Source organism: Streptomyces sp. NPDC000880, assembly GCF_053599675.1.
The window spans coordinates 1-22,974 of sequence record NZ_JBSFMS010000005.1 but is presented as its reverse complement, the minus strand read 5'-3'; the positions used below and the strand labels follow the sequence as shown (position 1 = coordinate 22,974).

Below are 22,974 nucleotides of genomic sequence, written 5' to 3'. Positions count from 1 at the left end.
AGCACTAACCGGGAGCCGAGCCCAGGGTGTGGCGCCGGACCAGGCGGGTGATGTCGTGCGCGGTGATGATCCCGGCCAGATGCCCGGCGTCCATGACCAGGACGGGTAGGCCGGTGCCGGTGGTGGAGCCGATGCGGTCCAGGACGTCCTCCATCGGCTCCTGGGGAGCCGCGACCGTGCACCGTGACAGCGGGGCCGCCACATCGCGCGCCCGCACCGCGGGCCGCCGCGCGGGGGGCACCGCCGCCAGCCGGCGCAGCTGTACGACGCCGCTGGGGCGGCCCTCGAAGTCGAGCAGCGGCAGCACCGAGTGGCCCGCGTGGGCGGCGACCTCGTCGATGAAGCGGTCGACGGTCAGCCAGTCCGGGCCGGTGGTCACCGGGCCGGACATCGCCTCGGCCACCCTGATGCCGCGCAGCGCCGCGCCCAGCGCGGCCCGCTTCCGCTCCGCCGACGCCACGATCGCGACGAACCCGCCGATCAGCGCCAGCCACAGCCCGCCCGGCGTCCCGCCCGCGAACGACAGCACGCCGGCCGCGACCAGCAGCCAGCCGAAGACCTGCCCGCTGCGCCCGGCCGCCCGCTGCGCCCGGTCCTGGTCGCCGGTGCGCCACCACACCGCCGCCTGGAGTACCCGGCCGCCGTCCAGCGGGGCGGCGGGCAGCAGGTTGAACACCCCCAGGAGGAGGTTGGCCCCGCCGAGCCACAGGAGTACGGCGGCGGGCACCGAGCGGCCGAACAACGCGTACGTCCCCATCCCCGCCGCAAGGGCGGCCCCGCCGACGGCGAGGCTGGCCAGCGGCCCGCTGACGGCCACCACGAACGCCGCGCGGGCGGTCCTCGGCCGGTCCATCCGGGTCATCCCGCCCAGCGCCCACAGCGTCATGTCCTGGACGGGAATGCCCGCCCGGCGGCCGGTCAGCGCGTGCGCCGCCTCGTGGACCACCAGGCTGGCCATCAGCAGCAGCGCCCCGGCCAGCGCTCCGAGCGTGTACACGCTGGAGGACAGCCCGGGTACGTACGAGGGCAGGGTGCGGCTGCCCAGCCCGTGGGCGAACAACACGACCAGCAGCGGCACGCTCCAGTGCGTCCGCAAAGGTATCCCGCGCACCTGTCCGATCCGGATCGAGCCGTTCATCACCATCACCTGTATTTCCATGGTCCGCCCTCGGACCCGGAAACGGCGGGGCGATGATCGGCGGATGGCCGGGAGCCCTGGCGGCGACCCGTGAAGCCGGTCTCCAGTAGCGTGTCGTGGGTGGCGGCGCGGCGGGTGCGGGACAGCCCGCCCGGGCCCAGGGTTTCCGGCGCCCACAACTCGTCGTCGACCAGCCACTGCCGACGACCACGTTTCCCCACACCCAGCAGCCGAGTCGCCCGGCCGCAGGACACGGCCATATTGAGTGAGGGGCTCAAGAACCATGACCGCACCCTGGACGCAGGCGCGGCAATGATGCCGATGCGGGCGCGGTGCGCGCGAGGTAGCGAATGGCTCGCTCGCGGCTACGTAGCGACCCGGCTGTCCTGGCACCCCACCTCGCAAGGGAAAGGGCGCTAACTGCGAGGCGTGTGCGGTTGTATGGCTCGTCGAACCAATCGAATCCTCGGGGTACGCCAAGAGCAGCGCCCCGCCACTCGTGATCGGAACGTGCACGTAGATGTGCGATCTGGCTGGGGTTACCCGCGGGTGGGTTCGGTCAGCTGCGCGGCTGGCCGATGTTGAGCATCCAGGGGATGCCGAAGCGGTCGGTGCACATGCCGAACACGTCGCCCCACATCTGCTTCTCCATCGGGACGGACACGGAGCCGCCGGCGGACAGCTTCTCCCAGTAGCCGCGCAGCTCGACGTCGTCGTCGCCGCTGAGGCTCACCGAGAAGTTGTTGCCCGGCGTGTGCTCCCCGGACGGGGTGTCGGCGCCCATCAGGGTGAAGCCGCTCGGGGTCTCCAGCATGCCGTGCATGATCTTGTCGGCCTCCGGGGTGCCCTGCTGGCCGAACTGGCCGTAGGTGTTGAGCGTGAGGGTGCCGCCGAAGACCTCCTTGTAGAACTCCAGCGCCTGCCGGGCGTCGCCGCCGAAGATGAGATACGGGTTGAGTCGCGAGGCCATGAATACCTCCTGGAACGGTGTAAACGGTCGGATCTGTGCAGATTAGCGGGGGCCACTGACAACGGCCTGCTGTGTGCGACCGCACCTCGGATTGCAGGTGAGCCGACAGACCTCATGGGATCCGCGACGTCAGCCAGCCGCGGGTTGCGACTGCAGCGCAGCGGCGAACGTCTTTCGCCTGGATGCCGAATCCTTGAGGCTGGTCCTGTCCGTCAGGCTGGTCCGGCGAACCGGATCCCTACGCGAAACGTCGCTGTCTCGTCCATGCCTGTCCTTTGCCGTTCTTGCTTGAGATCTGCCGTACAGGAAGCAGGCACCGCCGAGGTCCTCGGCTCGCCCGGTCGGATTCCGACTATCAGGGCGTGAGGGCCACGAGTCCTTCGCACAACGCGTTGGTGTCGTCGAGCGCGCGGCGGCGCATGTCGTCGGTGACGACGAGGCACTGACCGCAGAACGCGGCGTCCATCGCCGGTCTGTGTCCTCACCACCGAAGCTGTCATCGCCGACAAGCCGGAGGAAGAACTAGCCCCTGCCGGGGCCGCGATCGGCTCTGAGGGGCTGTGACGTCCCGCACCGTATACGTCGTCAGCTGTCGCCAAACGGGGTCTGGCTGCCCCCGCGGGCAATCCGCTGAGCCCGCACACGTACACGGCGGCCGACCCGCGGGGGCGCTCCCGCGACTCCCGCATCTGAGCCGGGGGCGGGGCAGCGCCGGACCCCATTCCGCCCCGTCCGGCCAGGGGACCGTCCCGCTCGCCCGGACGGGGCGTGGCCTTCTCCTTGGAGGAGTCGGGCCGCAGTTGGAGGGTGACCGGGTCGATCCTGCGTCGGTCACGAACCGTCAGCGACGGGCGCTCCCTCCGGTCGCCGGGAGGTGGGTTGTTGGGAACGCTCATCCGGCACCTCCCTTCAGCTCGTCATCGACAATCTCCGCATCGACGACGTCCTCCCGACCCTGGGGAGCAGGGCTGAAGCCGGAGGCGGCGCCGTGGCGGAACCGCCAGAGCTCCACATGGTCCTGGCCCCCGCGACGGGTGAAGCCGCAGTACGGGACGCCGTGGCGGGACGAGGCGTCGTTCAGCTGTCCCCGCGTGGATGGCGGAAGCGGCCCACCGCGCCTTCCACCGCGCGTTTCTGTTTAGCGGCCGTCTGACATGCGCCTCAGCACGGATGACGGATCGTCAGAGCGTGCGTCAAACTTGCGTCAAGATATCGCCCGTGACGCACATAATGCACGCCAGCTAAACCCGCAGGTCAGGCGCCCTTTACGGCAGGCTCAAGGATCGCCACGCACTCCACGTGATGCGTCATCGGGAAGATGTGCAACTTGCCACTCGCAAGGAAAGATGCAGGCCAGGTGGCATTTCTAGGGCTTCCAGACCCGGGCCGAGAGCGCCTGTGCGTCAAACGTGCGTCACGGCCGCGGCCGTGCGTCAAGCAGAGCCGCGGAAGCCCCGCAGTGTCACAGCCTCGACCAGGGACAGGCCACCTGCTGGAACTCCTGGCAGCGATGGAGTGCTGCGTTGAACGCTTGGGCGGAATGCGGCTCTTACGTGCGTGGTGGTGCAGGAGTGGTGCCTGTGGCCCGGAGGGCGGCACGTGTGAGCCAGCCAGGCCGTTGGGCCTGGCTCCGCCTCGTCTACTGGCCCCAAAGCGGCGTGTGCGGGGGCCGGTTGTCCGGGGGCTGGGGTCAGGCCGGCTGGGGCTGGTGAGCGTGGTCGTCGGCGCCTTCGAGGTCGAGGCGCTTGATGTCCTTGACGATGACGGCGTAGCTGATGACGGCCATGGCGGCGCAGGCGCTGACGAAGGCGAGGGCCAGGTCGAAGGAGCCGGTGGTGTCGATGATGTAGCCGATCAGGAGCGGGGTGACGATGCCGGCCACAGCGCCGAAGGCGTTGAACACACCGCCAGCGAGACCGGCGATCTGCTTGGGCGAGACGTCGGCCATCACGGCCCAGCCCAGAGCGCCCAGGCCCTTGCCGAAGAAGGCGAGGGACATGATGAGCACGACCAGCCAGGACGCCGAGACGTAGTTGCAGATGATGATGCTGGTGGACAGCAGTAGGCCCACGACGATGGGGATCTTGCGGGCGGCGGTGAGGCTGACGCCGCGGCGGGCGAGGCTGTCGGAGAGGAATCCGCCGAGCACTCCGCCGGAGAAGCCGCACAGTGCGGGCAGCGAGGCGACGAAGCCAGCTTCCAGAATGCTCATGCCGCGTTCCTGGACGAGATACACCGGGAACCAGGTGAGGAAGAACCAGGTGATGGTGTTGATGAAGTACTGGCCGACGAAGATGCCGAGCATGGTGCGGTTGGTGAGCAGCGTCTTGATGTGACGCATGTTCTCCTTGCCGCTGGTGGCCGCCTTGGCCTTGGCCTCTTCCTGGGCGGTGGGGGCGTCCATGTCGATCAGGGCGCCGCCCGCGTCGATGTAGGCGAGCTCGGCCGCCGTCATCCTCGGATGGCTGCGCGGAGGAAATATGACCTTCGTCCAGATCAGTGCCAGGACGACACCGACGCCGCCGATGACGGTGAAGACGTGTTCCCAGCCCATGGCGACGACGAGCCAGCCCATCAGCGGTGCGAAGGCGACCGTGGCGAAGTACTGGGCGGAGTTGAACAGGGCGGAGGCGAAGCCGCGTTCCTTGGTGGGGAACCAGGCGGCGACGATGCGCGAGTTGCCGGGGAAGGACGGCGCCTCGGCCGCGCCGACCACGAAGCGCAACACGAACAGCAGCACGACAGCTGCTCCGGCGAAGAACCCGATGGTGCCCTGCAGCATGGTGAACAGGGACCAGAGGAAGATCGCGGCCCCGTAGACCTTCTTGGATCCGTATCGATCCAGCAGCCATCCGCCGGGTATCTGGGCGATGAGGTAGGACCAGGAGAACGCGGAGAAGAGGATGCCCAGCTCCCCGGAGCTGATGTGAAGGTCCCTCTGCATGGAGTCGCCCGCGATCGAGAGGGTTGAGCGGTCTGCGTAGTTGATCGTGGTGACGGCGAACAGCATGGCCAGAATCAGGTACCTGACACGGCCTGCTTTGGCGGTGGGGACGGCGGTCACCGGCTCGTCCTGCCGGTCGAGAGCTGTCATGAGGTCAATCTCCTAGACCTGGGGGTGGCGGCGGCGTTGCCGCTTGTGGTCCAAGCCACAGCACGAGTGGCTGAGTGATGACCGTAGGTTCGCTTCTCATTCCCGTCTATATCGATTTTTGTAGGCTGCGATACCTTGCGCGCATGACTCCGGCGGGATGTGCGTGTATCGCCCGCGTGTCACAGATGCCGGAGCAGGGCATGCAGGGCGGGATTGTCGTTGTTTTTCCGCCACACCAGGTTCAGCTCAACGGGCTTGGGTTCGGTCAGGGACAGCGACTTGAAGGTGATCCCCGTGAACTGCATCTGAGCTGCTGCCTCCGGGACGAGCGCGATGCCCCACCCTGCGTTGACCATCGCCAGGATGCTGTGGACCTGGCTGAGGTACTGGGTGAACATGGGCGCGACCCGGGCCGCGCGGAAGATGCTGACGAGCAGCTCGTGGAAGTAGCGGGACTCCACCGGCGAGTACATCAGCACGTGCTGCCCGTCAAAGTCCCCCACGCACAGGTTCCCCTCGCGCGCAGCGAGCGGATGACCGGTGGGCAGGGCTGCGAGCAAGCCTTCCTTTATGGCGGGCCGAGTCTCCAGGTCAGGTCCAGTGTTTGCGGGCCGGATCATGCCGAGGTCGAGGGAGCCCTCGGTGATGGCCTCCAGTTGGTCGCGGGTGACCAGCTCGCGCAGCAGGATCTCCGCGCCGGGCATGGCGGAGCGGGCGACGTTGAGCAACGTGCCGAGGGCGGAGTAGGCGCCGGCCGCCGTGAACCCGATCGCGATGGCCCCCGCCTCCCCGGCGGAGACCTGCCGTACGGCGAGGGCGGCGTGCTCGGCCTGGCGCAGGATGCGGCGGGCCTCGTTGAGGAAGGCGCGGCCCGCCGGGGTCAGCCGCACGGAGCGGTTGGTGCGATCCAGCAGCTGCACGCCCAAGTCGTGCTCCAGGAGCTGGATCTGCCGGCTCAGCGGCGGCTGGGTCATCTGCAGCCGCTCCGCGGCCCGGGTGAAGTGCAGCTCCTCGGCTACCGCCACGAAACTCGTGAGTTGCGCCAGCGTGAACAACGATTCCCTCCAGGTATCAGCGCATGCAAAATTTATGTTGGACGTGGATTAATCACCGACCTTAGCTTCAAAGGGAGTTCAACGGCGAGCCGCCCGCCAACCCCGTCCGCAAGGCCGTGGCCGGGCCGATCGCCTTCGCACTGGGAGCACCACGTCATGCCGCAGCCACCCCGCCCCCCTTCCGGAACCCCTGCCTCCGGGCTGGGGTACGTTCCCCGAGCGTGAACCCAACGCACGCCGCACGCCGGCAACCGCCCACTCGCAGCACGGCAGACGCGACGTGCGCCCCGCGGCGCCCGCCGGGCGCACCGCACCCGCCGACTCGTGATTCAAGACCGCCGCCCGGCAAAGGGCCGGTCGCATCCGCCTCACACCCCAGGGACACGAAGTGGTGACCATGACCCACACGACAACCAATGCCGCGCACCGTGCAGGCGAGGCGACGCTCGACAGGATCTCCTGGATCAAGCTCTCCTCGGTCACCCTGCCACTGGCCACGCCGATCAGCGACGCCAAGGTCCTCACCGGACGCCAAAAGCCCATGACCGAAGTGGCGTTCCTCTTCGTGGAACTGGGGACCGAGCAGGGCCACCAGGGCATCGGTTTCAGCTACTCCAAGCGCGCCGGCGGGCCAGGCCAGTTCGCCCACGCCAGGGAGATCGCCGACAACCTTCTCGGCGAGGACCCCAGCGACATCGGCAAGATCTGGACCAAACTGGCTTGGGCCGGCGCCTCGGTGGGACGCAGCGGGCTGGCCACCCAGGCCATCGCCGCATACGACGTTGCCCTGTGGGACCTCAAGGCCAAGCGCGCGGGCCTGCCGCTGGCCAAGCTCCTGGGCGCCCACCGCGACTCCGTGCGCTGTTACAACACCTCCGGCGGCTTCCTGCACACCCCCACCGCGCAGGTCCTCGACAACGCCACCGCCTCACTGGCCAGCGGCATCGGCGGCATAAAGATCAAAGTCGGCAATCCCGATCGCAAGGAGGACCTGCGCCGCCTGAGCGCGGTACGCGAGCACATCGGCGACGACGTCCCGCTGATGGTCGACGCGAACCAGCAGTGGGACCGGCCCACCGCCCAGCGCATGGGCCGGGCCATGGAGGAGTTCAGCCTCGTCTGGATCGAAGAGCCCCTGGACGCCTACGACGCCCAGGGCCACGCCGCGCTCGCCGCGTCCCTGGACACCCCCATCGCCACCGGCGAGATGCTCGCCAGCGTCGCCGAGCACTGGGAGCTGATCCGCAGCAACGCCGCGGACATCATCCAGCCCGACGCCCCGCGCATTGGCGGCATCACCCAGTTCCTCAAGCTCGCGACCCTCGCCGAGCACCACAACCTCCAGCTCGCTCCCCACTTCGCGATGGAGATCCACCTCCACCTGGCCGCCGCCTACCCGATCGAGCCCTGGGTGGAGCACTTCGACTGGCTGGAGCCGCTGTTCAACGAGCGCCTCACCATCAGCGACGGCCGCATGCACGTCCCCTCCCGCCCCGGCCTGGGCATCACCCTCACCGACCAGGCGCGCGCTTGGACCCAGGCCACCCACGAGGTCGGCAAGCGCCCTTAACGCCTCACCACACCCGCTTGTCCGTGCCCCTTCCCGTGGCGCGCAGACCTGGCGCGGGCTCCGCTGGACGTGGACAGCGGCGGAGCCCGCGCCAGACGCATGTCCCGCCCCGGCGGCGCACCGCCTCTAATACCCTATTGGTATCTGCGGATGCGAATTCAGTGTTGGACGGGCATGAGTTATTGCTCGTAGCGTCGTCCTCAGCGCCACAGCAGCAGCGGCTGCCGGCGCCCAGCCCTGTCCGCCACACGCCAAGGGCGCCGGTACCGTGCAGCACCCACGACCGGACCGCGCCCCCCTTTCACTCCAGGAGCAGAACCCGGATGACGTCCTTCACCCCGTCAGAACTCGGCCAGCGCATCGGATCCGGCCTGCTCTCCTTCCCCGTCACCCACTTCACGGCCGACAACCACTCCTTCGACGAAAGCGCCTACCGCGACAACATCACCCGCCTGGCCAAGTACGAGGTGGGCGGCCTGTTCGCCGCCGGCGGCACCGGCGAGTTCTTCTCCCTCACTGCCGCCGAGGTGGAGCGCGTCGTCGCCGCCGCGGTACAGAGCGCCCCCGAAGGAACGCCGATCCTGGCCCCGGCCGGATACGGCACCCGCACGGCCATCGAGTACGCCCAGGCAGCCGAACGCGCCGGCGCCGACGGCATCCTGCTCTTCCCGCCCTACCTCACCGAGGCCGGACAGCAGGGCCTGGCCGAACACGTTGAGGCCGTCTGCCGCTCCACCTCGCTCGGCGTGATCGTCTACAGCCGCGCCAACGCCGTCTACACCGCCGCCACCCTCGCCCGTATCGCCGACCGATGCCCCAACCTCATCGGCTACAAGGACGGCGTAGGCGACATCGACGCCATGACGCGGATCTACACCCGCCTCGGGGAACGCCTCACCTACATCGGCGGCCTGCCCACCGCGGAAACCTTCGCCCTGCCCTACCTCGAACTTGGCGTCACCACCTACTCGTCCGCCATCTTCAACTTCTTGCCCGAGTTTGCCCTGGACTTCTACGGCGCCGTCCGCGAGCGCAAGCACGACACCGTCATCAAGCTCCTCAAGTACTTCGTCCTGCCATACACCGAGATCCGCAATCGCCAGCCCGGCTACGCGGTGAGCATCGTGAAGGCCGGCATGACCGCCATCGGCCACAGCGCAGGCCCGGTCCGCCCGCCGCTGACCGACCTGACCACGGACGAGCTCGAAGAACTCGCCGCACTGATCGGCGGCCTGCCCACCCCCACGGCCTGACCGCCAGCCGCACCCCCGCACAGAAGGACCCCCCAGGTGACTGCCACACACGAAACCCAGGCCCCCGCAGCCCCGCTCCAAGGGGCGATGTTCATCGGAGCGGAACGCGTCACCGGCACCGGCGCCCAGATCCGTTCCACCAACCCGCACACCGGCCAGGAGCTCGATCCCCCCTACCACCACGGGCAGGCCGCCGACGTCGCCCGGGCCTGCCAACTCGCCGAGGAAGCCTTCGACACCTACCGCTCCACCCATCCCTGGCAGCGCGCCCGATTCCTGGACAGCATCGCCCACCACCTCACCGCCGCCACCGACGCCATCGTCGAACGGGCCCACCTGGAAACGGGCCTGCCGCTGGCCCGTTTGACCGGCGAGGTAGCCCGCACCACCGGACAGCTGCGCATGTTCGCCAACGTCCTGTGCGAGGGCAGCTGGTACGGCGCCCGCATCGACCCCGCTCAGCCCGACCGCGCTCCGCAGCCGCGCCCGGACATCCGCCAACAGCACATCCCGCTCGGCCCGGTGGCGGTGTTCGGTGCCAGCAACTTCCCCATGGCCTTCTCTGTCCTCGGCGGCGACACCGCCTCCGCCCTGGCTGCGGGCTGTCCGGTCGTCGTCAAGGCCCACGACGCCCACCTCGGCACCTCCGAAGTCGCCGCCCAGGCCATCCGGGCCGCCATCAAAGACACCGGCATGCCCGACGGCGTCTTCTCCCTGCTCATCGGGGAGGGCTGGACCCTGGGCACCCAGCTCGTCAGCGACCCCCGCATCCAGGCGGTCGGCTTCACCGGCTCCCGCACCGCCGGCATGGCCCTGAAGCGCACCGCAGCCGAACGGCGCCAGCCCATCCCGGTCTACGCCGAGATGAGCAGCATCAACCCCGTCATCCTGATGCCCGGGGCCCTCACCGAACGCCCCGAAGACCTGGCCACCGCCTTCGTCGCCTCACTGACCCTGGGCGCCGGACAGTTCTGCACCAACCCCGGCCTCACCATCGCCGTCGACGGACCAGCACTCACCACCTTCCTGGACACCGCCGCACGCCAGGTCAAGAGCGACACCGGGGCCACGATGCTCACCCCGCGCATCGCCCAGTCCTACCGCGTGGAAGCCAAAAACGTCGCCGCCCACCCGCAGGTCACGGTCCTCGCCGAGGGCAGCGCACCCGACAGCGCCAGCGCCGGTCGAGCCCTGCTCATGACGGTCGACGGCGACGATTTCCTCGCCGATCCCGAACTGCAGCGCGAGATGTTCGGCGCGGCCTCACTCGTCGTGCGCTGCCGCGACCTGCAGCAGATCACCGACGTCGTGCGCGGCCTCGAAGGCCAGCTCACCACCACCGTCCACACCGCCCAATCCGACCTGGACGGCGCCCGCACCCTGCTGCCACTCCTCGAACGACGCGCAGGACGCGTCCTGTTCAACGACTGGCCCACCGGAGTCGAGGTGGGACACGCCATGGTCCACGGCGGCCCCTACCCGGCCACCTCCGACGGACGCAGCACCTCCGTCGGCTCCCTGGCCATCGAACGCTTCCTGCGCCCCGTGGCCTACCAGAGCGTCCCCGAAAGCCTCCTGCCCCCGTCGTTGCGCGACGACAACCCCTACAACATCCCGCGCCGCATCGACGGCACACTCACCCCGGGGTGACCGACTGCTGCCCAGGCGTCCCGCCCTCGGTGCGGAGAGGGCCGGACGCCGAAATTCCGCGGTGAAGTCACGCTTCACAAAATCCGGCGCGGCCGGCCGCTTGCCGGGCCGGGTCAGGCCCCGGCGACGCTTGACCTTGCGCCCGGCCAGCCCGAGCTCGGCCATGACCGTCGCGACCGTGTTCACCGAGACCCGCCAGCCCGTGCGGACCCGCTCGATGAACACCTTCGGCGAGCCGTCGGTGCCGCCGGACTTCTCGAAGATCTTCCCGATGGATTCCTCAAGCTGCCGCCGCCGCACCTCACGCCCGGCGGGCTCCACATCGCGGGGATCTTCCTCTGGTCCGCACGGTGATCCAACGCCCGCCGAGCAGGTCCTTCTGACGAGTTCCACGTCCAGGGACGCGACGGCAGGGCAAGCACGGGAGCCTTGTCAGCGGACGACGTCGAAGACGTTCTTCTGCAGGCCGTTGGCATAGACCTCGTGCTCGACAAGCTTCAGCTTCTGGGTGTCCTTGTCCGTGGCGCTGAACAGACGCTTGCCTGCGCCGAGCAGGAGCGGGAAGACGATCAGTGGTAACGGTCGATCAGGCCGGCTCGAGCAACCGCACGCCGAGCCGCCGTCGCAGTCCGGCCGCCGACGCCAGCGTCATCGCTCCCGCCCGAACGGGTCGGCGCCGACGAGCTGCGGCGGGCCTACGAGGATTGAAACGGAACGTCCACCACAACGCTCCGCCGAGTAGCCGGGGGGAATCTCACCCCCCCGGCCCTCACAGAACCGTGCGTAACAGTCTCCCGTTACACGGCTCTTGTCGTCCTGATCATCAGATCAGCACGGCGCACTGTGTCGGAGACAGGCGCCAGTGCGCGAACATGCGGGGGTATCGTTTCGCGCTGCGTCCGTCGGCGCCAGGGCGGCCGCACGCTCGTAGGCGGCCGCGGCCTCGTTGTTCCGGCCCAGCCGCCGCAGCAGATCGGCTCGCGTGGCGCGGAACGCGTGGTAGCTGTCCAGGTCCAAGTCGTCCACCGGGGCCAGCGCAGCAGCGGGGCCCTGCAGCTCACCGACGGCGATGGCGCGGTTGAGGGCCACGACCGGCGTGGGGGCGAGAGCAAGCAACTGGTCGTAGAGGGCGACGATCTGCGGCCAGTCGGTCTGCTCGAATGTCGCAGCGTCGGCGTTTGTCTCGGCGAATGACGTGTCGCGTTCGGCGCGTGTCGCTTCAGAGACGCGAGATGCCGTATGCGACCGCTCAGGGATGGCGAAGCGTGTCGCTTTCTTCGTGCGCATTCAAGTGACACACATCACTTGGAGCTACCCGCCCCTGAGTACGACGAGAGGACCCCGGCGATGCGTCGGGGTCCTCTCGTTCAGGTTCGTTGGAGATGATCAGTGGCTGGTGAGTTCGCCGCTGAGCTTGCCGTGGAGGTCGGCGCTGGGATCGTTCAGGCCGATGATCTCGACCGTCTTGCCGCGCAGCTTGTACTTGGTCTCGATGGCGTCCAGCGCGGCGACGGAAGACGCGTCCCAGACGTGCGCGGCGGACAGGTCGATAACGACCTTGTCGGGGTCACCGGCGTAGTCGAACTGGCCGACGAGGTCGTTGGAGGAGGCGAAGAACAGCTCGCCGGTCACGGAGTAGACCACCGTGCCGCCGTCCGGGTCGCTGACCGCGGTGACGCTCGCGAGGTGGGCAACGCGCTTTGCGAAGATCACCATGGCGCTGATGGAGCCGATCACAACTCCGATGGCGAGGTTGTCGGTGGCGACCACGCAGACCACGGTGATGGCCATGACGGCGATCTCGCCGGCGGGCATCCGCTTGAGGGTCTTGGGTGCGATGGAGTGCCAGTCGAAGGTCGCGAAGGAGACCACGACCATGACGGCGACCAGTGCGGCCATGGGGATGTCGGAGACGACCGTCCCGAAGACAATGCACAGCACCATCAGGAACACGCCCGCCAGGAACGTGGAGAGACGGGTGCGGGCCCCGGACACCTTCACGTTGATCATCGTCTGGCCGATCATCGCGCAGCCGCCCATGCCGCCGAAGAAGCCGGTGACGATGTTGGCGATGCCCTGGCCGATGGACTCGCGGGTCTTGGAGGAGTGGGTGTCGGTGATGTCGTCGACGAGCTTGGCGGTCATCAGGGACTCCATCAGTCCGACGAGCGCCATCGCGAAGGCGTACGGGGCGATCGTCGTGAGGGTGTCCATGGTGAACGGCACGTCCGGCAGGCCCGGGACCGGTAGCGAGGACGGCAAGGCGCCTTTGTCGCCGACCGTGGGGACCGCGATTCCGGCGGCGACCGTGATGACGGTGAGGATGATGATCGAGACGAGCGGGGCCGGGATCGCGGTGGTGATCTTCGGGAAGAACACCATCAGCGCCAGGCCGGCGGCGATCAGCGGATAGACGGGCCATGGGACGTCTTGCATCTCGGGGACCTGGGCCATGAAGATCAGGACGGCGAGGGCGTTGACGAAGCCGACCATCACCGACCGGGGCACGAACCGCATCAGCTTGGCCACGCCGAGCGCGCCGAGCGCGACCTGGATGACGCCGGCCAGGATGACGGCGGCGACCAGGTAGCCGAGGCCGTGCTCACGGTTCAGCGGTGCGATGACCAGTGCGACGGCGCCGGTCGCCGCCGAGATCATCGCCCGCCGGCCGCCGACGATGGAGATGACCACGGCCATGGTGAACGAGGCGAACAGGCCGATCGCCGGGGCGACCCCGGCGATGATCGAGAACGAGATCGCCTCGGGGATCAGCGCGAGCGCGACCACCAGGCCGGCCAGCACCTCGGTACGCCACACCTTCGGATCGGTCAGCCAGTCCGGACGCATGCCGCGCAGCCGCGCGGCGGGAGACAGTGAGGAAGAAGACAAGGAAATGGGGACCTGTCGTGCTCGGGCACACCCCGGTCGTCAGGCCGGGGTGTGCGGGGAGGGTGCGGGGGACGGGCCGACGCCCCGCGGACGGCCCGCTCGGCGGGCCGGAAGTCTTCGAAGCGGATGACGCGAGCGGGCGCGGAGGCGCGGGCGGGCTCGCGTCAGGGGCGAAGCGTCACCGCGGGCAGGCAGCGGCGCCGGGCACCATGGACACGCGCACGCATTTCTCCTGCAAGGCTCGGTTCTTCGCCGGGGGCGCCATCGGCCCCGACACGGCAGCGGGCGGGCCTTCAAGCCCATAACCGCGCGCTGAGAGCGACACCAGGCCTCGCCCCTCAACACCAGCAACTCTACCCTAACGTTAGGGTAGAGAATGATGGGGACTGGCCGTACGGAACGCGGCAGGCCGGGATGAGAAGAGCCAGGAGAGTCGGGCGTGGACAGCAAGCACATGCAGATCGGTGAGGTCGCCGCGCGGACCGAGCTGTCCCTTCGCACCATCCGGCACTACGAGGAGATCGGACTCGTCATCCCGTCCGCCCGCTCCCAGGGTGGCTTCCGCCTCTACACCGAGGCCGACGTGGCCCGCCTCATGGTTATCCGCCGGATGAAGCCGCTGGGTTTCTCCCTGGATGAGATGCGCGATCTGCTGGACGCCACCGACCGCCTCGATACCGGCGGCGCTATGGATGCCGGGGAGCGAAACATCCTGCTGGAGCGTGTGCAGACTTACGAGCAGGCCGCGGCCCGGAAGGTCGAGGACCTGCGTGTCCAGCTCTCGCGGGCCGAGAACTTCTCCGCCACCCTCCGTGCCCGCCTGGAGCGCGCCGAGCCGGCCGTCACGGTATCCGGCGGGCTGGGCGCGGAAGACCTCCCAGATAAGGTGTAAAGAACGCGTCAAGAAGAGCGGGGTGTGCCGGGAAGTCTGGTTGATCCTCAGCACCACCCGCGACCAGGGCGAGACCGCTTCCCCCGCCTCCCGGGTCGCGCACCTGATGCACCCGCTGTCCGCCGGGATCGCGGTACCGCTGTTCGCTCTCCTCGCCGCCGGAGTGAGCATCTCCGCTGCCGCCCTGGGCGAGGTGTTCACCAGCCCCGAACCCCTCGGCGTCGTGATCGGCCTGGTCGTCGGCAAGACCCTCGGCATCTTCGCCGGCACCTACCTGGCCGCCCGCTTCACCCGGGCCCAGCTCAACCCCGACTGGCAGACCAGGGCGCCGATGACGTCGTAGCGGTCGGGGCGGTAGCCGTCGGCGACCATGCCCCAGGCGATGGACCCGGCGACGAAGATGCCGCGGTAGGCGGCGAGGATGCGGCCGAAGTTGTCGTCGTGCTGCCAGGTGGCGACGACGCCGTAGAGGCCGAGGGCGATGACGCCAGCGCCGATCCAGAACCATCCCTTGTGCTCGCGGATGCCCCGCCAGACCAGCCAGGCGCCGCCGATCTCGAAGAGGGCGGCGACGACGAAGAGGGCAACGGAACGAGCGACGGTCACACCGGCTGACCCTACTGGCGGCCCGTGCTGGTGATCTTCACCGGATCCGTGGACGACTGGCAGCCGCATCCGTCCTCGCCTGCGGTCTTCGGCGCGCAGGAGCGGCAGCGCTGGACGAGCCACCAGGCCCCGCTGGCGAGCGCGGCCAGGACGACGGCGAGGGCGGGCAGCCAGCCCACCACGGCCCCGACACCTGCACCAAGGACGCCGGCGGTGATCAGGACGGGCAGCGCGCAGCACGCCACGCAGGCCAGGGCGGCCAGGCCCGCGAGCGCCTTCGGCATCTTGTGGGGGCGGGGGTCAGCAGCAGGGTCCGGCATGGCGGTTCTCCTCGGCAAGGTCGGTGAAGGAGATGAGGCAGCAGGCGATGGAGGCGCACACGGTCAGGTCGTCGCAGCCCGCGTCGACGGCGGCGGCCGGCGCGGTTCGGATGGTGGTCAAGTCCGCGAACTTCGCGTCGACCTCGGGGAGTTTGGCCTGCGCCCGCTCCTGCAACCCGGCGACCGGGCGGCCGTGGCGGTGGCGGCCGGCCTCCCGCCGCTCGGCGACCTCCTCCAGAGTGAAGCCCAGACGCTGGGCGGCCTTGATGACCCGCAGCGCCGTCACCGCCTCCTCGCCGTACAGGCGTGCCCGGAGCGGCGCCGGGGCGGCCTGCTGACGGAGGCGCTCGATTTCGGCGCGCTGGGCGGCGAGTCGGCTGAGAGCCTGTGTCCTGAATTCCGTGAGTTCCCGTACTTCCTGGTCTCGCTCCTTCAAGCGCTCTCGCAGAGCGGCGACCAAGCGCTCTCGCAGAGCGGCGACCTGAACCTTGAGACGTTCGACTTGAGCGGCCCGCGGGTCGGCGATGGTCCCGGCCTGCTGCTGGGCAGCCAGTCGGTGGGTGAACCCTTTGGCCAGGTGCTGGTAAGGGCCGGGGCGTTCTGTCCCATCGGAGCTCTCGCGCGGGTAGAAGCCGGTGCGGGACACCCGAGCCTCCTGGGCGAGGGTCAGTCGGTCACCAGCGCACTGGCCGCGGCCGACAGCCCGGACACCTGCGACTCCCAGCTGGCCAGGCTGCTTCTGCACCTGGACAACCTCGAGTCACGCTTCGCCGACCACGACGGTTTCCTTGCCGAGATCGCGGACAAGCGGACCGAGGTCCACGACGCCTTCTCGGGCCGCAAGCAGAAGCTCCAGGACGCGCCCGGGCCCGGCGCGCCGAGCGCCTCGCCGATTCGGCCGGACGCGTCCTGGAGACGATCGCCCGCCGGGCGACCACCCTGGACAGCCTCGACGCGGTCAACACGTACTTCGCCTCCGACCCCATGGCCGCCAACGTCCGTCGCACCGTCGGCGAGCTGCGCCAGCTCGGCGACCAGGTGCGGGCGGAGGAGCTGGAGGGGCGGTTGAAGGCCGCCCGTCAGGAGGCCGGCCGCGCGCGGCAGGACAAAGAACTGGGACTTCTTGAGCCGACACCACGGGCTCCCTTGCAGAAGAAGCCGCTGCGTCGTCGCGATGGTGAGGACCGGGGGCCCACCGATGTCCGGGGACAATCTTCCAGAAAACCGCGGGATACCGACAGAATGGTTTCCGCCCCGGGACCTTCGCCTGCTGCCGACTCAGCCGTGCGGTACGGCCGCCGAGGGCAGCGACACCTCGAACCGGCAGCCTCCGGTGACATTGCGTACGGCGGCGCGGCCCGCGTGCGCCTCGACGATGCCGCGGACGATGGCAAGGCCGAGACCCGCGCCCGCCGGAGGCGTACGGGCCTGGGTCCCGCGCCAGCCGGTGTCGAAGACGCGTGGGAGGTCGTCCTCCGGGATGCCGCCGCAGCCGTCTGTCACGGACAGGACGACCCATTCGTCGCGGCGTTCGGCGGCGACGGCGACGGTGCCGTCGGCCGGAGTGCGGCGGATCGCGTTGACCAGGAGATTGGCGAGCACGCGGGTCATCTCCTTGCCGTCCACCTCGACGGGCCAAGGCTCGACCGGGTCGCCGATCAGGCGGACGCCGTGCTCTCGGGCGAGCGGATCCGCACCGGCGAGCGCTTCTCCCACCAGGTCGTAGACCGACATACGGGTGGGGGTGAGGGCGAGGGTTCCGGCGTGGATACGGGAGAGTTCGAAGAGGTCGCCCACCATCGAGTTGAGGCGGTCGACCTCGGTGCGGATCTGCCGGTAGTAACGATCAGGGTCCTGGACGACGCCGTCCTCCAGCGCCTCAGACATCGCGCGCAGCCCGGCGAGCGGGGTACGCAGATCGTGGGAGATCCAGGCCACGAGCTCCCGGCGCGAGGTCTCCAGGGCCTGTTCCCGCTCGCGGGAAGCGGCCAGGCGGTCGCTGGTGGCGGCGAGTTCCCGGCTGAGGGCGGCGAGTTCGGCCGTGGATGGCCCGTCAGGCGCGGCGAACTGTCCGCCGTCGCCGAACGAGCGGGCCGCGCGGGTCAGTTCGCGGCTGCGGGCGACGACCCAGCGGCCGAGCAGCATCGCCGTGGCGAGCGAGACGACGGCGGCCATGGCGACGACGGTGGTGACGACGGTGAGGTCGTGCGCCGACAGGAACATCGCCTGGGCCACGGCGAGTGTGCCGGCGAGCATCGCGGTGACGGTCACGGCGGCGACGACGGTGAGCGAGACGGTCACGGACCGGTGGCGCAGCAGCCGCAGCACCAGGGCGCCGGCGATTCCGGCGGCCACGGCGCCGAGGGCGGCGAAGAGGGCGATGAGCAGCATGTCCCGCACGGCGATCAGACCCCTTCCCGTGCGGACGGGCCGGCGGAGGCGGAGACGTCGGCAGCCGGCTCCTGCGGACTGTGCGGTACGTCGAAGCGGTAGCCGACTCCCCACACCGTCTGGATGAGCCGGGGCCGGGCCGGATCGTCCTCGACCTTGCCGCGCAGCCGTCGTACATGGACGGTGACGGTGGACAGATCGCCGAACTCCCAGCCCCATACGTCCTGCATCAGCCGCTCCCGGCCGATTGCCTCGCCCGGGTGCCGCATCAGATGGGCGAGAAGATCGAACTCCCGCAGGGTCAGGCTCAGTTCGCGCCCGTCCTTGGTGGCGCGCCGCGCGGCCGGGTCCAGCACGATGCCGGCGGTGGCCAGTTCGGGCCCGGGGCGCCGCTCCCCCGCGGTGCTCGCCCTGCGCAGGACGGACTCGACCCGCAGCACCAGCTCGCGCGGACTGAACGGCTTGGTCACATAGTCGTCTGCCCCTATCTCGAGGCCGAGGATGCGGTCGTCCTCGTCGCCTCGCGCGGTGAGCATGATCACCGGTACGGCGCCGGCCGGGTCGGAGCGCAGTCTCCGGCACACCTCCAGGCCGTCCATGCCCGGCAGCATCAGATCGAGCACGACCAGGTCGGGGCGGTGTCCGGCGGCGATCCTGAGGGCCTGCGGCCCGTCGGCCGCCCGGTCCACGCCGAATCCCGCGCGCTCCAGATAGCCCGTGACGACCTCGGCGACGGTCGGATCGTCGTCGACGACCAGGATGGTGTGCATACGGCCAGTGTGCTCGCCCGGGGACCGGGGCGCGGCCGGTGCCATCTTACGGAAGTGTGACGCCCAGGGGCGCCGATGCGGCGGGTCCGGTCGTCGGGTGCCGGGGGTGCGCCCCAATCTCCATGCCCTGTTGCAAGGGGACGGGGCCGCCCTCCCTGGAGCACGGGCAGACGGACGAGCCGGTTGGGGGAGTCGGTCCCGCGGGCACCAGCGCTCTGACCTACAGATTGCCCAGCCCACGGCTGGGACCTTCTTCCAATGTCCGATGGTGTCGCACCCGATGAGCCCAGGTCGGGGGTAAGGGCTGCCGCACGACTTAGCGTTGTTTTTTTCGGCGAGAACCAGTACGGGACCCTACTTGTCCGATCCGGTCTACCGGCGCAAGATCGCCCGTCAGCTGAACCGGGGCGAGTTCATCCACTCCCTGCGCCGCCAGCTCCACTATGCCCGCGAAGGCAAGATCACGCCGCCGCCGGAGCAGCAGAACGAGCAGGCGTGGTGCCTGACCGTCGTGACCAACGCGGTGATCTGCTGGCACACCGAGTAGCTCGGCCTGGCCGTCGGCGAACTGCGCGGCGCGGGCCGCGGGGTCGACGACGAAGTGCTGGCGCACATCTCCCCGGCCCGCAGCTCGGCGGTCAACTACTACGGCCCAATCCCGTCGACTACGAGCACGAGCTCGCCCAGCTCGACGAGAAGGGACACCGGCCGCTGCGGACCCTGGCCCAGGCGACCCCGCGGGGGCTGTAGAGGGACCTGGGCCCGCTGAACCGCAGCCGGATGGGGAAGAGTGCGGACACATGCCAGCGCAAGGGGCGGGGGCGGTTTGCCCAGGCGTCGTGACGGCAGTTCCCTGCCGCCGGTCTGACAGGGGATACGAGATGGGGCGGATCAGTGCCGACAGGGTTGGCGCCGTTACAGGGCGTCGATGACGTGGGGCTCCCTGTCCGTCAGCCGATGCGCAGCACGGTCTTGCCGCGCAGGTGGGTGAGGTCGGTGAGGATCGCGGGGAGCTGGTCGAGGGTGACCTCGCGTTCGACCGGCACCCGGATCCGGCCTTCGGCGGCCTCATCCACCACGCGGGCAAGGGTTTCCGCGTCGCCTTGGGATTCGAAGTTTCCTCCGGCGAGGCCGAGTTCGGTGAGCCGCTTGTCGTCGGCCGACCCGATCGAGCTCCACGCCGTGCCACCGCGACGCAGCACCCGGAGCAGTTCGGCGAACTGTTCGGGGTTGCTGACCAGGTCGATCAGCGTGTGGATGCCGTCGGGGTGGGCGGATCGCACTTGACCGGCCACGGGTGCTTCGGTGTGGTCGATGGTTTCGGCGGCCCCGAGGGCGCGGGGCCTGGCTGCGTCCGCGTTACGGGCGGTGGCGATGACGTGCGCGCCGCGCGCGGCGGCGAGTTGCATCAGGAAGGAGCCGACGCCGCCGGTCGCGCCGACGACCAGTACGGTTCGGCCGGTGTGTGGCCCGGTGGCGTCGATCAGTTCCAGCGCGGTCATCCCGGCCGCGGGCAGTGTGGCCGCTTCGGTGGTGCTGAGGCGGTCGGGAATCGGAGTTACTGCCGACTGTTCGGGGATGACGGCGTATTCGGCGAAGGTGCCCCGGCCGATCGGGGGAGCGAGGAACCTGCCGACGACCCGGTCGCCGAGGGCGAACCGCGTGACGCCCTGGCCCACGGCCGTTACCGCGCCGGCTCCGTCGACGCCGAGGACGAGCGGAAACTGGTGGGGCAGCTGGCCATCGAGGAAACCGTCGGCGATGCGGGCATCGATGGGGTTGACGCCGGCGGCTTCGATGCGGACGAGTAGCTCGCCCGGTGCCGGTTGGGGCTGGGGAACGTCGATGAGCTTCGGAACGGCGCCGAAGCCGTCCACCGCGATAGCACGCATGGTTGATTCCTGTCTCGTGTGAACTTTACCGCGCGGGTTTGGCGTCTACCGGGGTCCGGTGGATGAGGTACGGCTTCTGCCGCAGGTCTTGGCCTCTGTTGAACATCGCCTGCCGGTCGAGCTGGTTGACGGTGAAGTACAGGTAGCCGTCGCCTGCGACAGTCACGGTGTCGATCCAGTCCAGCGCGGGGTCCTGGACGAGGGTGTCGAATCGGCCGTCGGGCTCGCGGCGCAGGATCGAGCTCGCAGTGTCAGGCGTGTTCGGCCGTCAGTCGAGCGGAATGTCGCGCTTGTGCTCCTCCAGCCAAGAGTCGAGGGACCGGAGATCGGGGTTGAGCTGCCGCACCAGGGCGAGGTCTCGGACCCCGGTGAAGTACTCGGAAGCGTCCGAGTAGAACTGGTACGTATTGGCGAGCTCCAGCGCGACGGGCTGCCCGGACGCACGCATCTCGTCGTGGGTGACCGGCCGGTAGACAACCTTCTCGCCGAACACCGAAGTGAACTTCGCGGCGAGTTCCTGTCCCGTCAGGTGCTCGCCGGCGATGCTCACTGTTTTGCCGACGAATTCCCGACCGCGGCGGAAGATGCCGAGCGCGGTCTTCCCGATGTCCTCCGCCGCGATGAGCGCCAGCTTGTTGTCGGCCATCGGCATTGTCAGGACCAGCTCGCCGCGCTCGTTGCGGTGAGGGCCCTGCCCTCCGGTGATGAACGCCTCGAAGTAGAAGGTCGGCTGCAGGAACGTCGTCGGCACACCAAGCTCGGTGAAGAACGCATTCGCCTCTCCCTTCGCATCAAAATGTGGCACCTTGTACGTGCCCATGACGCTCGGAACGTCGATGCCAAGTCGCTCGAAGTGCGGACGGGTGTCCTCGAGGGTGGACCACACCACGTGCTGCAGGCCCGCGTCCTTCGCGGCCCGCGCGGCCGCCGCAGCCTGGGCCAGCTCCATCTCGGCGCGGGTCCGGGCCTTTTCTTCTTCCGGCGACCTCTGCACCCAGAAGTTTGTCACCACGTATGCGCCGTACGCTCCGTCGAAAGCCTCGCGAAGGCTCTTCTCATCGTCCAGGTCCGCCCTGACCACCTCGGCCCCTTGCGCGGCCAGTTCCCGCGCCTGGTCCGTGTCGACGTTCCTGGTCAGGGCCCGTACCGAGAAGGGGCCCTCCGGGGCGGCGAGGATCGCCCGCACAAGACCGCCGCCCTGAGCTCCGGTCGCCCCCACAACCGCAATGATCTTCTTCGTGCTCATCATCAGCTCCACCTCAGCTTGATTTCGGATTGAAGGCCAGGACGCAGCAAACCCTCTGAGCGCAGGCACGTGGGTTACCCGAGAGGGGTTTCAAGCGCGTTGGCCCCGGATGGCCCCGGATTGCCCGGTGGGCGGGTCGGCGGTGTCGCCGCACAGAAGCGTAAACGGACCTTACCCCGCTTGTTATTCCGGCCAGTAGAGTCAGTCCTGTGGATCGCACCGCCTTGCCCTTGGGAGCGCCGCGCGTCGAGCGCGCCGACGCCGTACGCAACCGGCTGCATCTACTGGCCACAGCCCGCGAGATGCTCGCCGAACAGGGCGCGGACAAACTGACCATGGACGGGCTGGCCGAACGGGCCGGCCTCGGCAAGGGGACGGTCTTCCGCAGGTTCCGCACCCGCGCGGGGATCTTCCAGGCGCTCCTGGACGACGAGAAGGCCTTCCAAGAGCAGGTACTGTCCGGGCCGCCGCCGCTGGGCCCGGGTGCCGCGCCACTGGACCGCCTGATCGCCTACGGCCGAGCCCGAGTCGGCTTCCTCATCGGGCACCGCGAGATCGCCCGCGCCGCCCTGAACGGCAGCCAACCCGTACCAGCCGGAGCAGAGACGCCCCTCTCCTGGACGCACATCCGCATGCTGCTGGCGCAGATAGACCTCGGCACCGCCGACCTCGACGTCCTGACCGTCCAGCTCACCGCCGCCCTGGACGGCCCCCTCCTCCTCTACCTGTCGGCGTCCGACCTCATCGAAGCCCCACTTCAGGTCGAGGAGCGCATCGCGCAAGGCTGACAGGACCTCGTACAGCGCATCTGCCGACCTTGAGAAACAAGTCGCCCTCGGTGGCACCGTCGTCCGGGTCCGGGCCGAGGATGTAGCTGTCGAGGTGAAGGCCGCGCAGGACGCAGCCGCCGCGGCAGTCCGCCTGACCTGCATCTCAAGCGAGGTGACGACCGTCAGAACGTGCGTCAAAACGTGCGTCGAATATGCGTCAAGATATCGCCCGTAACGCCTACAACGCACATAATGCACACGACCCAAAATCGCAGGTCAGACGCCCTTTGCCGCAGGCTCAAGGATCGCGACGCACTCCACGTGATGCGTCATCGACGACACCCAGGCGCCGCCCGGCGCGTTGCGGGGTACCACCACCCGCCACCCGGCTGTCGTGGATCAGGCCGTGGACGATCCCGGTGGCCGCAGGCAGGGTCATGTCAGCCACGCCCAGGTGCTTGGTCGCCC

General features: G+C 69.2%; 19 protein-coding genes and 5 pseudogenes. 8 read left to right on the top strand and 16 right to left on the bottom strand.

Annotated elements, in window-relative coordinates; all coding sequences use genetic code 11:
• Nucleotides 1-4: 4 nt before the first annotated feature.
• The 4 genes from ACWDO5_RS02835 to ACWDO5_RS02820 form a co-directional block, all read right to left on the bottom strand.
• Nucleotides 5-1,138: a site-2 protease family protein gene (locus ACWDO5_RS02835; protein ID WP_450527952.1), complete on the bottom strand. Its 1,134-nt coding sequence runs from the start codon at nucleotides 1,136-1,138 to the stop codon at nucleotides 5-7.
• A 559-nt stretch (nucleotides 1,139-1,697) separates the two neighbouring features.
• Nucleotides 1,698-2,108, bottom strand: a complete 411-nt coding sequence (locus tag ACWDO5_RS02830; protein ID WP_450527819.1) for a VOC family protein — start codon at nucleotides 2,106-2,108, stop codon at nucleotides 1,698-1,700.
• A gap of 1,690 nt (nucleotides 2,109-3,798) precedes the next feature.
• Nucleotides 3,799-5,202, bottom strand: a complete 1,404-nt coding sequence (locus ACWDO5_RS02825) for an MFS transporter (protein ID WP_450527818.1) — start codon at nucleotides 5,200-5,202, stop codon at nucleotides 3,799-3,801.
• A gap of 179 nt (nucleotides 5,203-5,381) precedes the next feature.
• Nucleotides 5,382-6,257, bottom strand: a complete 876-nt coding sequence (locus ACWDO5_RS02820; RefSeq protein ID WP_450527816.1) for a LysR substrate-binding domain-containing protein — start codon at nucleotides 6,255-6,257, stop codon at nucleotides 5,382-5,384.
• Between the two features lie 388 nt (nucleotides 6,258-6,645).
• Between ACWDO5_RS02820 and ACWDO5_RS02815 the strand changes: the two genes are divergently transcribed.
• The 3 genes from ACWDO5_RS02815 (at nucleotide 6,646) to ACWDO5_RS02805 (ending at nucleotide 10,730) form a co-directional block, all read left to right on the top strand.
• The gene (locus ACWDO5_RS02815) at nucleotides 6,646-7,827 is read left to right on the top strand and encodes an L-talarate/galactarate dehydratase (RefSeq protein WP_450527814.1); all 1,182 of its coding nucleotides are present in this window, start codon (nucleotides 6,646-6,648) and stop codon (nucleotides 7,825-7,827) included.
• Between the two features lie 323 nt (nucleotides 7,828-8,150).
• A complete protein-coding gene (kdgD, locus tag ACWDO5_RS02810; protein WP_450527812.1) occupies nucleotides 8,151-9,080 on the top strand; it encodes a 5-dehydro-4-deoxyglucarate dehydratase in 930 nt (309 codons plus the stop codon).
• Nucleotides 9,081-9,116: 36 nt separating this feature from the next.
• Nucleotides 9,117-10,730 carry an aldehyde dehydrogenase (NADP(+)) gene (locus ACWDO5_RS02805; protein ID WP_450527810.1) on the top strand — a complete coding sequence of 538 codons (1,614 nt, stop codon included), beginning with the start codon at nucleotides 9,117-9,119 and terminating at the stop codon, nucleotides 10,728-10,730.
• A gap of 135 nt (nucleotides 10,731-10,865) precedes the next feature.
• Here ACWDO5_RS02805 and ACWDO5_RS02800 read toward each other — a convergent pair.
• The 4 genes and pseudogenes from ACWDO5_RS02800 to ACWDO5_RS02785 all read right to left on the bottom strand — a co-directional run.
• Nucleotides 10,866-11,030, bottom strand: a pseudogene (locus tag ACWDO5_RS02800) (IS3 family transposase); the annotation flags it as partial.
• Nucleotides 11,031-11,162: 132 nt separating this feature from the next.
• A pseudogene (locus ACWDO5_RS02795) lies at nucleotides 11,163-11,329 on the bottom strand (dihydrofolate reductase family protein); the annotation flags it as partial.
• A gap of 229 nt (nucleotides 11,330-11,558) precedes the next feature.
• Nucleotides 11,559-11,909: pseudogene (locus ACWDO5_RS02790) on the bottom strand (hypothetical protein); the annotation flags it as partial.
• A 207-nt stretch (nucleotides 11,910-12,116) separates the two neighbouring features.
• On the bottom strand, nucleotides 12,117-13,577 hold the full coding sequence (locus ACWDO5_RS02785; protein WP_450527950.1) for a SulP family inorganic anion transporter: 1,461 nt from the start codon (nucleotides 13,575-13,577) through the stop codon (nucleotides 12,117-12,119).
• A gap of 481 nt (nucleotides 13,578-14,058) precedes the next feature.
• Between ACWDO5_RS02785 and ACWDO5_RS02780 the strand changes: the two genes are divergently transcribed.
• Both ACWDO5_RS02780 and ACWDO5_RS02775 read left to right on the top strand, forming a co-directional pair.
• A complete protein-coding gene (locus tag ACWDO5_RS02780; RefSeq protein ID WP_450527809.1) occupies nucleotides 14,059-14,511 on the top strand; it encodes a MerR family transcriptional regulator in 453 nt (150 codons plus the stop codon).
• 40 nt (nucleotides 14,512-14,551) lie between these two features.
• Nucleotides 14,552-14,824: pseudogene (locus ACWDO5_RS02775) on the top strand (Na+/H+ antiporter NhaA); the annotation flags it as partial.
• Here the strand turns inward: ACWDO5_RS02775 and ACWDO5_RS02770 are convergent.
• From ACWDO5_RS02770 to ACWDO5_RS02760, 3 genes are read right to left on the bottom strand one after another with little or no spacing between them, the layout of a single operon-like run.
• On the bottom strand, nucleotides 14,782-15,117 hold the full coding sequence (locus ACWDO5_RS02770) for a YnfA family protein (RefSeq protein WP_450527807.1): 336 nt from the start codon (nucleotides 15,115-15,117) through the stop codon (nucleotides 14,782-14,784). The pseudogene ACWDO5_RS02775 and the gene ACWDO5_RS02770 overlap by 43 nt on opposite strands.
• A gap of 11 nt (nucleotides 15,118-15,128) precedes the next feature.
• A complete protein-coding gene (locus ACWDO5_RS02765) occupies nucleotides 15,129-15,437 on the bottom strand; it encodes a hypothetical protein (protein WP_450527806.1) in 309 nt (102 codons plus the stop codon).
• Nucleotides 15,418-16,083: a MerR family DNA-binding protein gene (locus ACWDO5_RS02760; RefSeq protein ID WP_450527804.1), complete on the bottom strand. Its 666-nt coding sequence runs from the start codon at nucleotides 16,081-16,083 to the stop codon at nucleotides 15,418-15,420. Before ACWDO5_RS02760 ends, ACWDO5_RS02765 begins: the two co-directional genes overlap by 20 nt.
• Nucleotides 16,084-16,101: 18 nt before the next feature.
• Here ACWDO5_RS02760 and ACWDO5_RS02755 point away from each other — a divergent pair.
• Nucleotides 16,102-16,547: pseudogene (locus tag ACWDO5_RS02755) on the top strand (hypothetical protein); the annotation flags it as partial.
• Nucleotides 16,548-16,715: 168 nt separating this feature from the next.
• On the opposite strand, the gene ACWDO5_RS02750 reads toward ACWDO5_RS02755, so the two are convergent.
• Nucleotides 16,716-17,837, bottom strand: a complete 1,122-nt coding sequence (locus ACWDO5_RS02750) for a sensor histidine kinase (RefSeq protein ID WP_450527802.1) — start codon at nucleotides 17,835-17,837, stop codon at nucleotides 16,716-16,718.
• A 5-nt stretch (nucleotides 17,838-17,842) separates the two neighbouring features.
• Nucleotides 17,843-18,598, bottom strand: a complete 756-nt coding sequence (locus ACWDO5_RS02745) for a response regulator transcription factor (protein WP_450527801.1) — start codon at nucleotides 18,596-18,598, stop codon at nucleotides 17,843-17,845.
• 358 nt (nucleotides 18,599-18,956) lie between these two features.
• Between ACWDO5_RS02745 and ACWDO5_RS02740 the strand changes: the two genes are divergently transcribed.
• On the top strand, nucleotides 18,957-19,145 hold the full coding sequence (locus ACWDO5_RS02740; protein WP_450527799.1) for a Tn3 family transposase: 189 nt from the start codon (nucleotides 18,957-18,959) through the stop codon (nucleotides 19,143-19,145).
• A 403-nt stretch (nucleotides 19,146-19,548) separates the two neighbouring features.
• Here ACWDO5_RS02740 and ACWDO5_RS02735 read toward each other — a convergent pair whose 3' ends face one another.
• The 3 genes from ACWDO5_RS02735 to ACWDO5_RS02725 all read right to left on the bottom strand — a co-directional run bounded on the left by ACWDO5_RS02735 (nucleotide 19,549) and on the right by ACWDO5_RS02725 (nucleotide 21,739).
• The gene (locus tag ACWDO5_RS02735) at nucleotides 19,549-20,490 is read right to left on the bottom strand and encodes an NADP-dependent oxidoreductase (RefSeq protein WP_450527798.1); all 942 of its coding nucleotides are present in this window, start codon (nucleotides 20,488-20,490) and stop codon (nucleotides 19,549-19,551) included.
• A gap of 25 nt (nucleotides 20,491-20,515) precedes the next feature.
• The gene (locus ACWDO5_RS02730; RefSeq protein WP_450527797.1) at nucleotides 20,516-20,656 is read right to left on the bottom strand and encodes a hypothetical protein; all 141 of its coding nucleotides are present in this window, start codon (nucleotides 20,654-20,656) and stop codon (nucleotides 20,516-20,518) included.
• Between the two features lie 102 nt (nucleotides 20,657-20,758).
• On the bottom strand, nucleotides 20,759-21,739 hold the full coding sequence (locus tag ACWDO5_RS02725; RefSeq protein ID WP_450527796.1) for an NmrA/HSCARG family protein: 981 nt from the start codon (nucleotides 21,737-21,739) through the stop codon (nucleotides 20,759-20,761).
• Between the two features lie 206 nt (nucleotides 21,740-21,945).
• Between ACWDO5_RS02725 and ACWDO5_RS02720 the strand changes: the two genes are divergently transcribed.
• Complete coding sequence (locus tag ACWDO5_RS02720) at nucleotides 21,946-22,524, top strand: TetR/AcrR family transcriptional regulator (RefSeq protein WP_450527795.1); 579 nt, start codon at nucleotides 21,946-21,948, stop codon at nucleotides 22,522-22,524.
• The last annotated feature ends 450 nt before the right edge of the window (nucleotides 22,525-22,974 follow it).

Coding starts and splice junctions, on each gene's coding strand:
- ACWDO5_RS02835 (WP_450527952.1), bottom strand. CDS start 1,138: ATGAACGGCTCGATCCGGATCGGACAGGTGCGCGGGATACCTTTGCGG.
- kdgD (WP_450527812.1), top strand. CDS start 8,151: ATGACGTCCTTCACCCCGTCAGAACTCGGCCAGCGCATCGGATCCGGC.
- ACWDO5_RS02735 (WP_450527798.1), bottom strand. CDS start 20,490: ATGCGTGCTATCGCGGTGGACGGCTTCGGCGCCGTTCCGAAGCTCATC.
- ACWDO5_RS02785 (WP_450527950.1), bottom strand. CDS start 13,577: ATGCGTCCGGACTGGCTGACCGATCCGAAGGTGTGGCGTACCGAGGTG.
- ACWDO5_RS02765 (WP_450527806.1), bottom strand. CDS start 15,437: ATGCCGGACCCTGCTGCTGACCCCCGCCCCCACAAGATGCCGAAGGCG.
- ACWDO5_RS02825 (WP_450527818.1), bottom strand. CDS start 5,202: ATGACAGCTCTCGACCGGCAGGACGAGCCGGTGACCGCCGTCCCCACC.
- ACWDO5_RS02830 (WP_450527819.1), bottom strand. CDS start 2,108: ATGGCCTCGCGACTCAACCCGTATCTCATCTTCGGCGGCGACGCCCGG.
- ACWDO5_RS02725 (WP_450527796.1), bottom strand. CDS start 21,739: ATGATGAGCACGAAGAAGATCATTGCGGTTGTGGGGGCGACCGGAGCT.
- ACWDO5_RS02745 (WP_450527801.1), bottom strand. CDS start 18,598: ATGCACACCATCCTGGTCGTCGACGACGATCCGACCGTCGCCGAGGTC.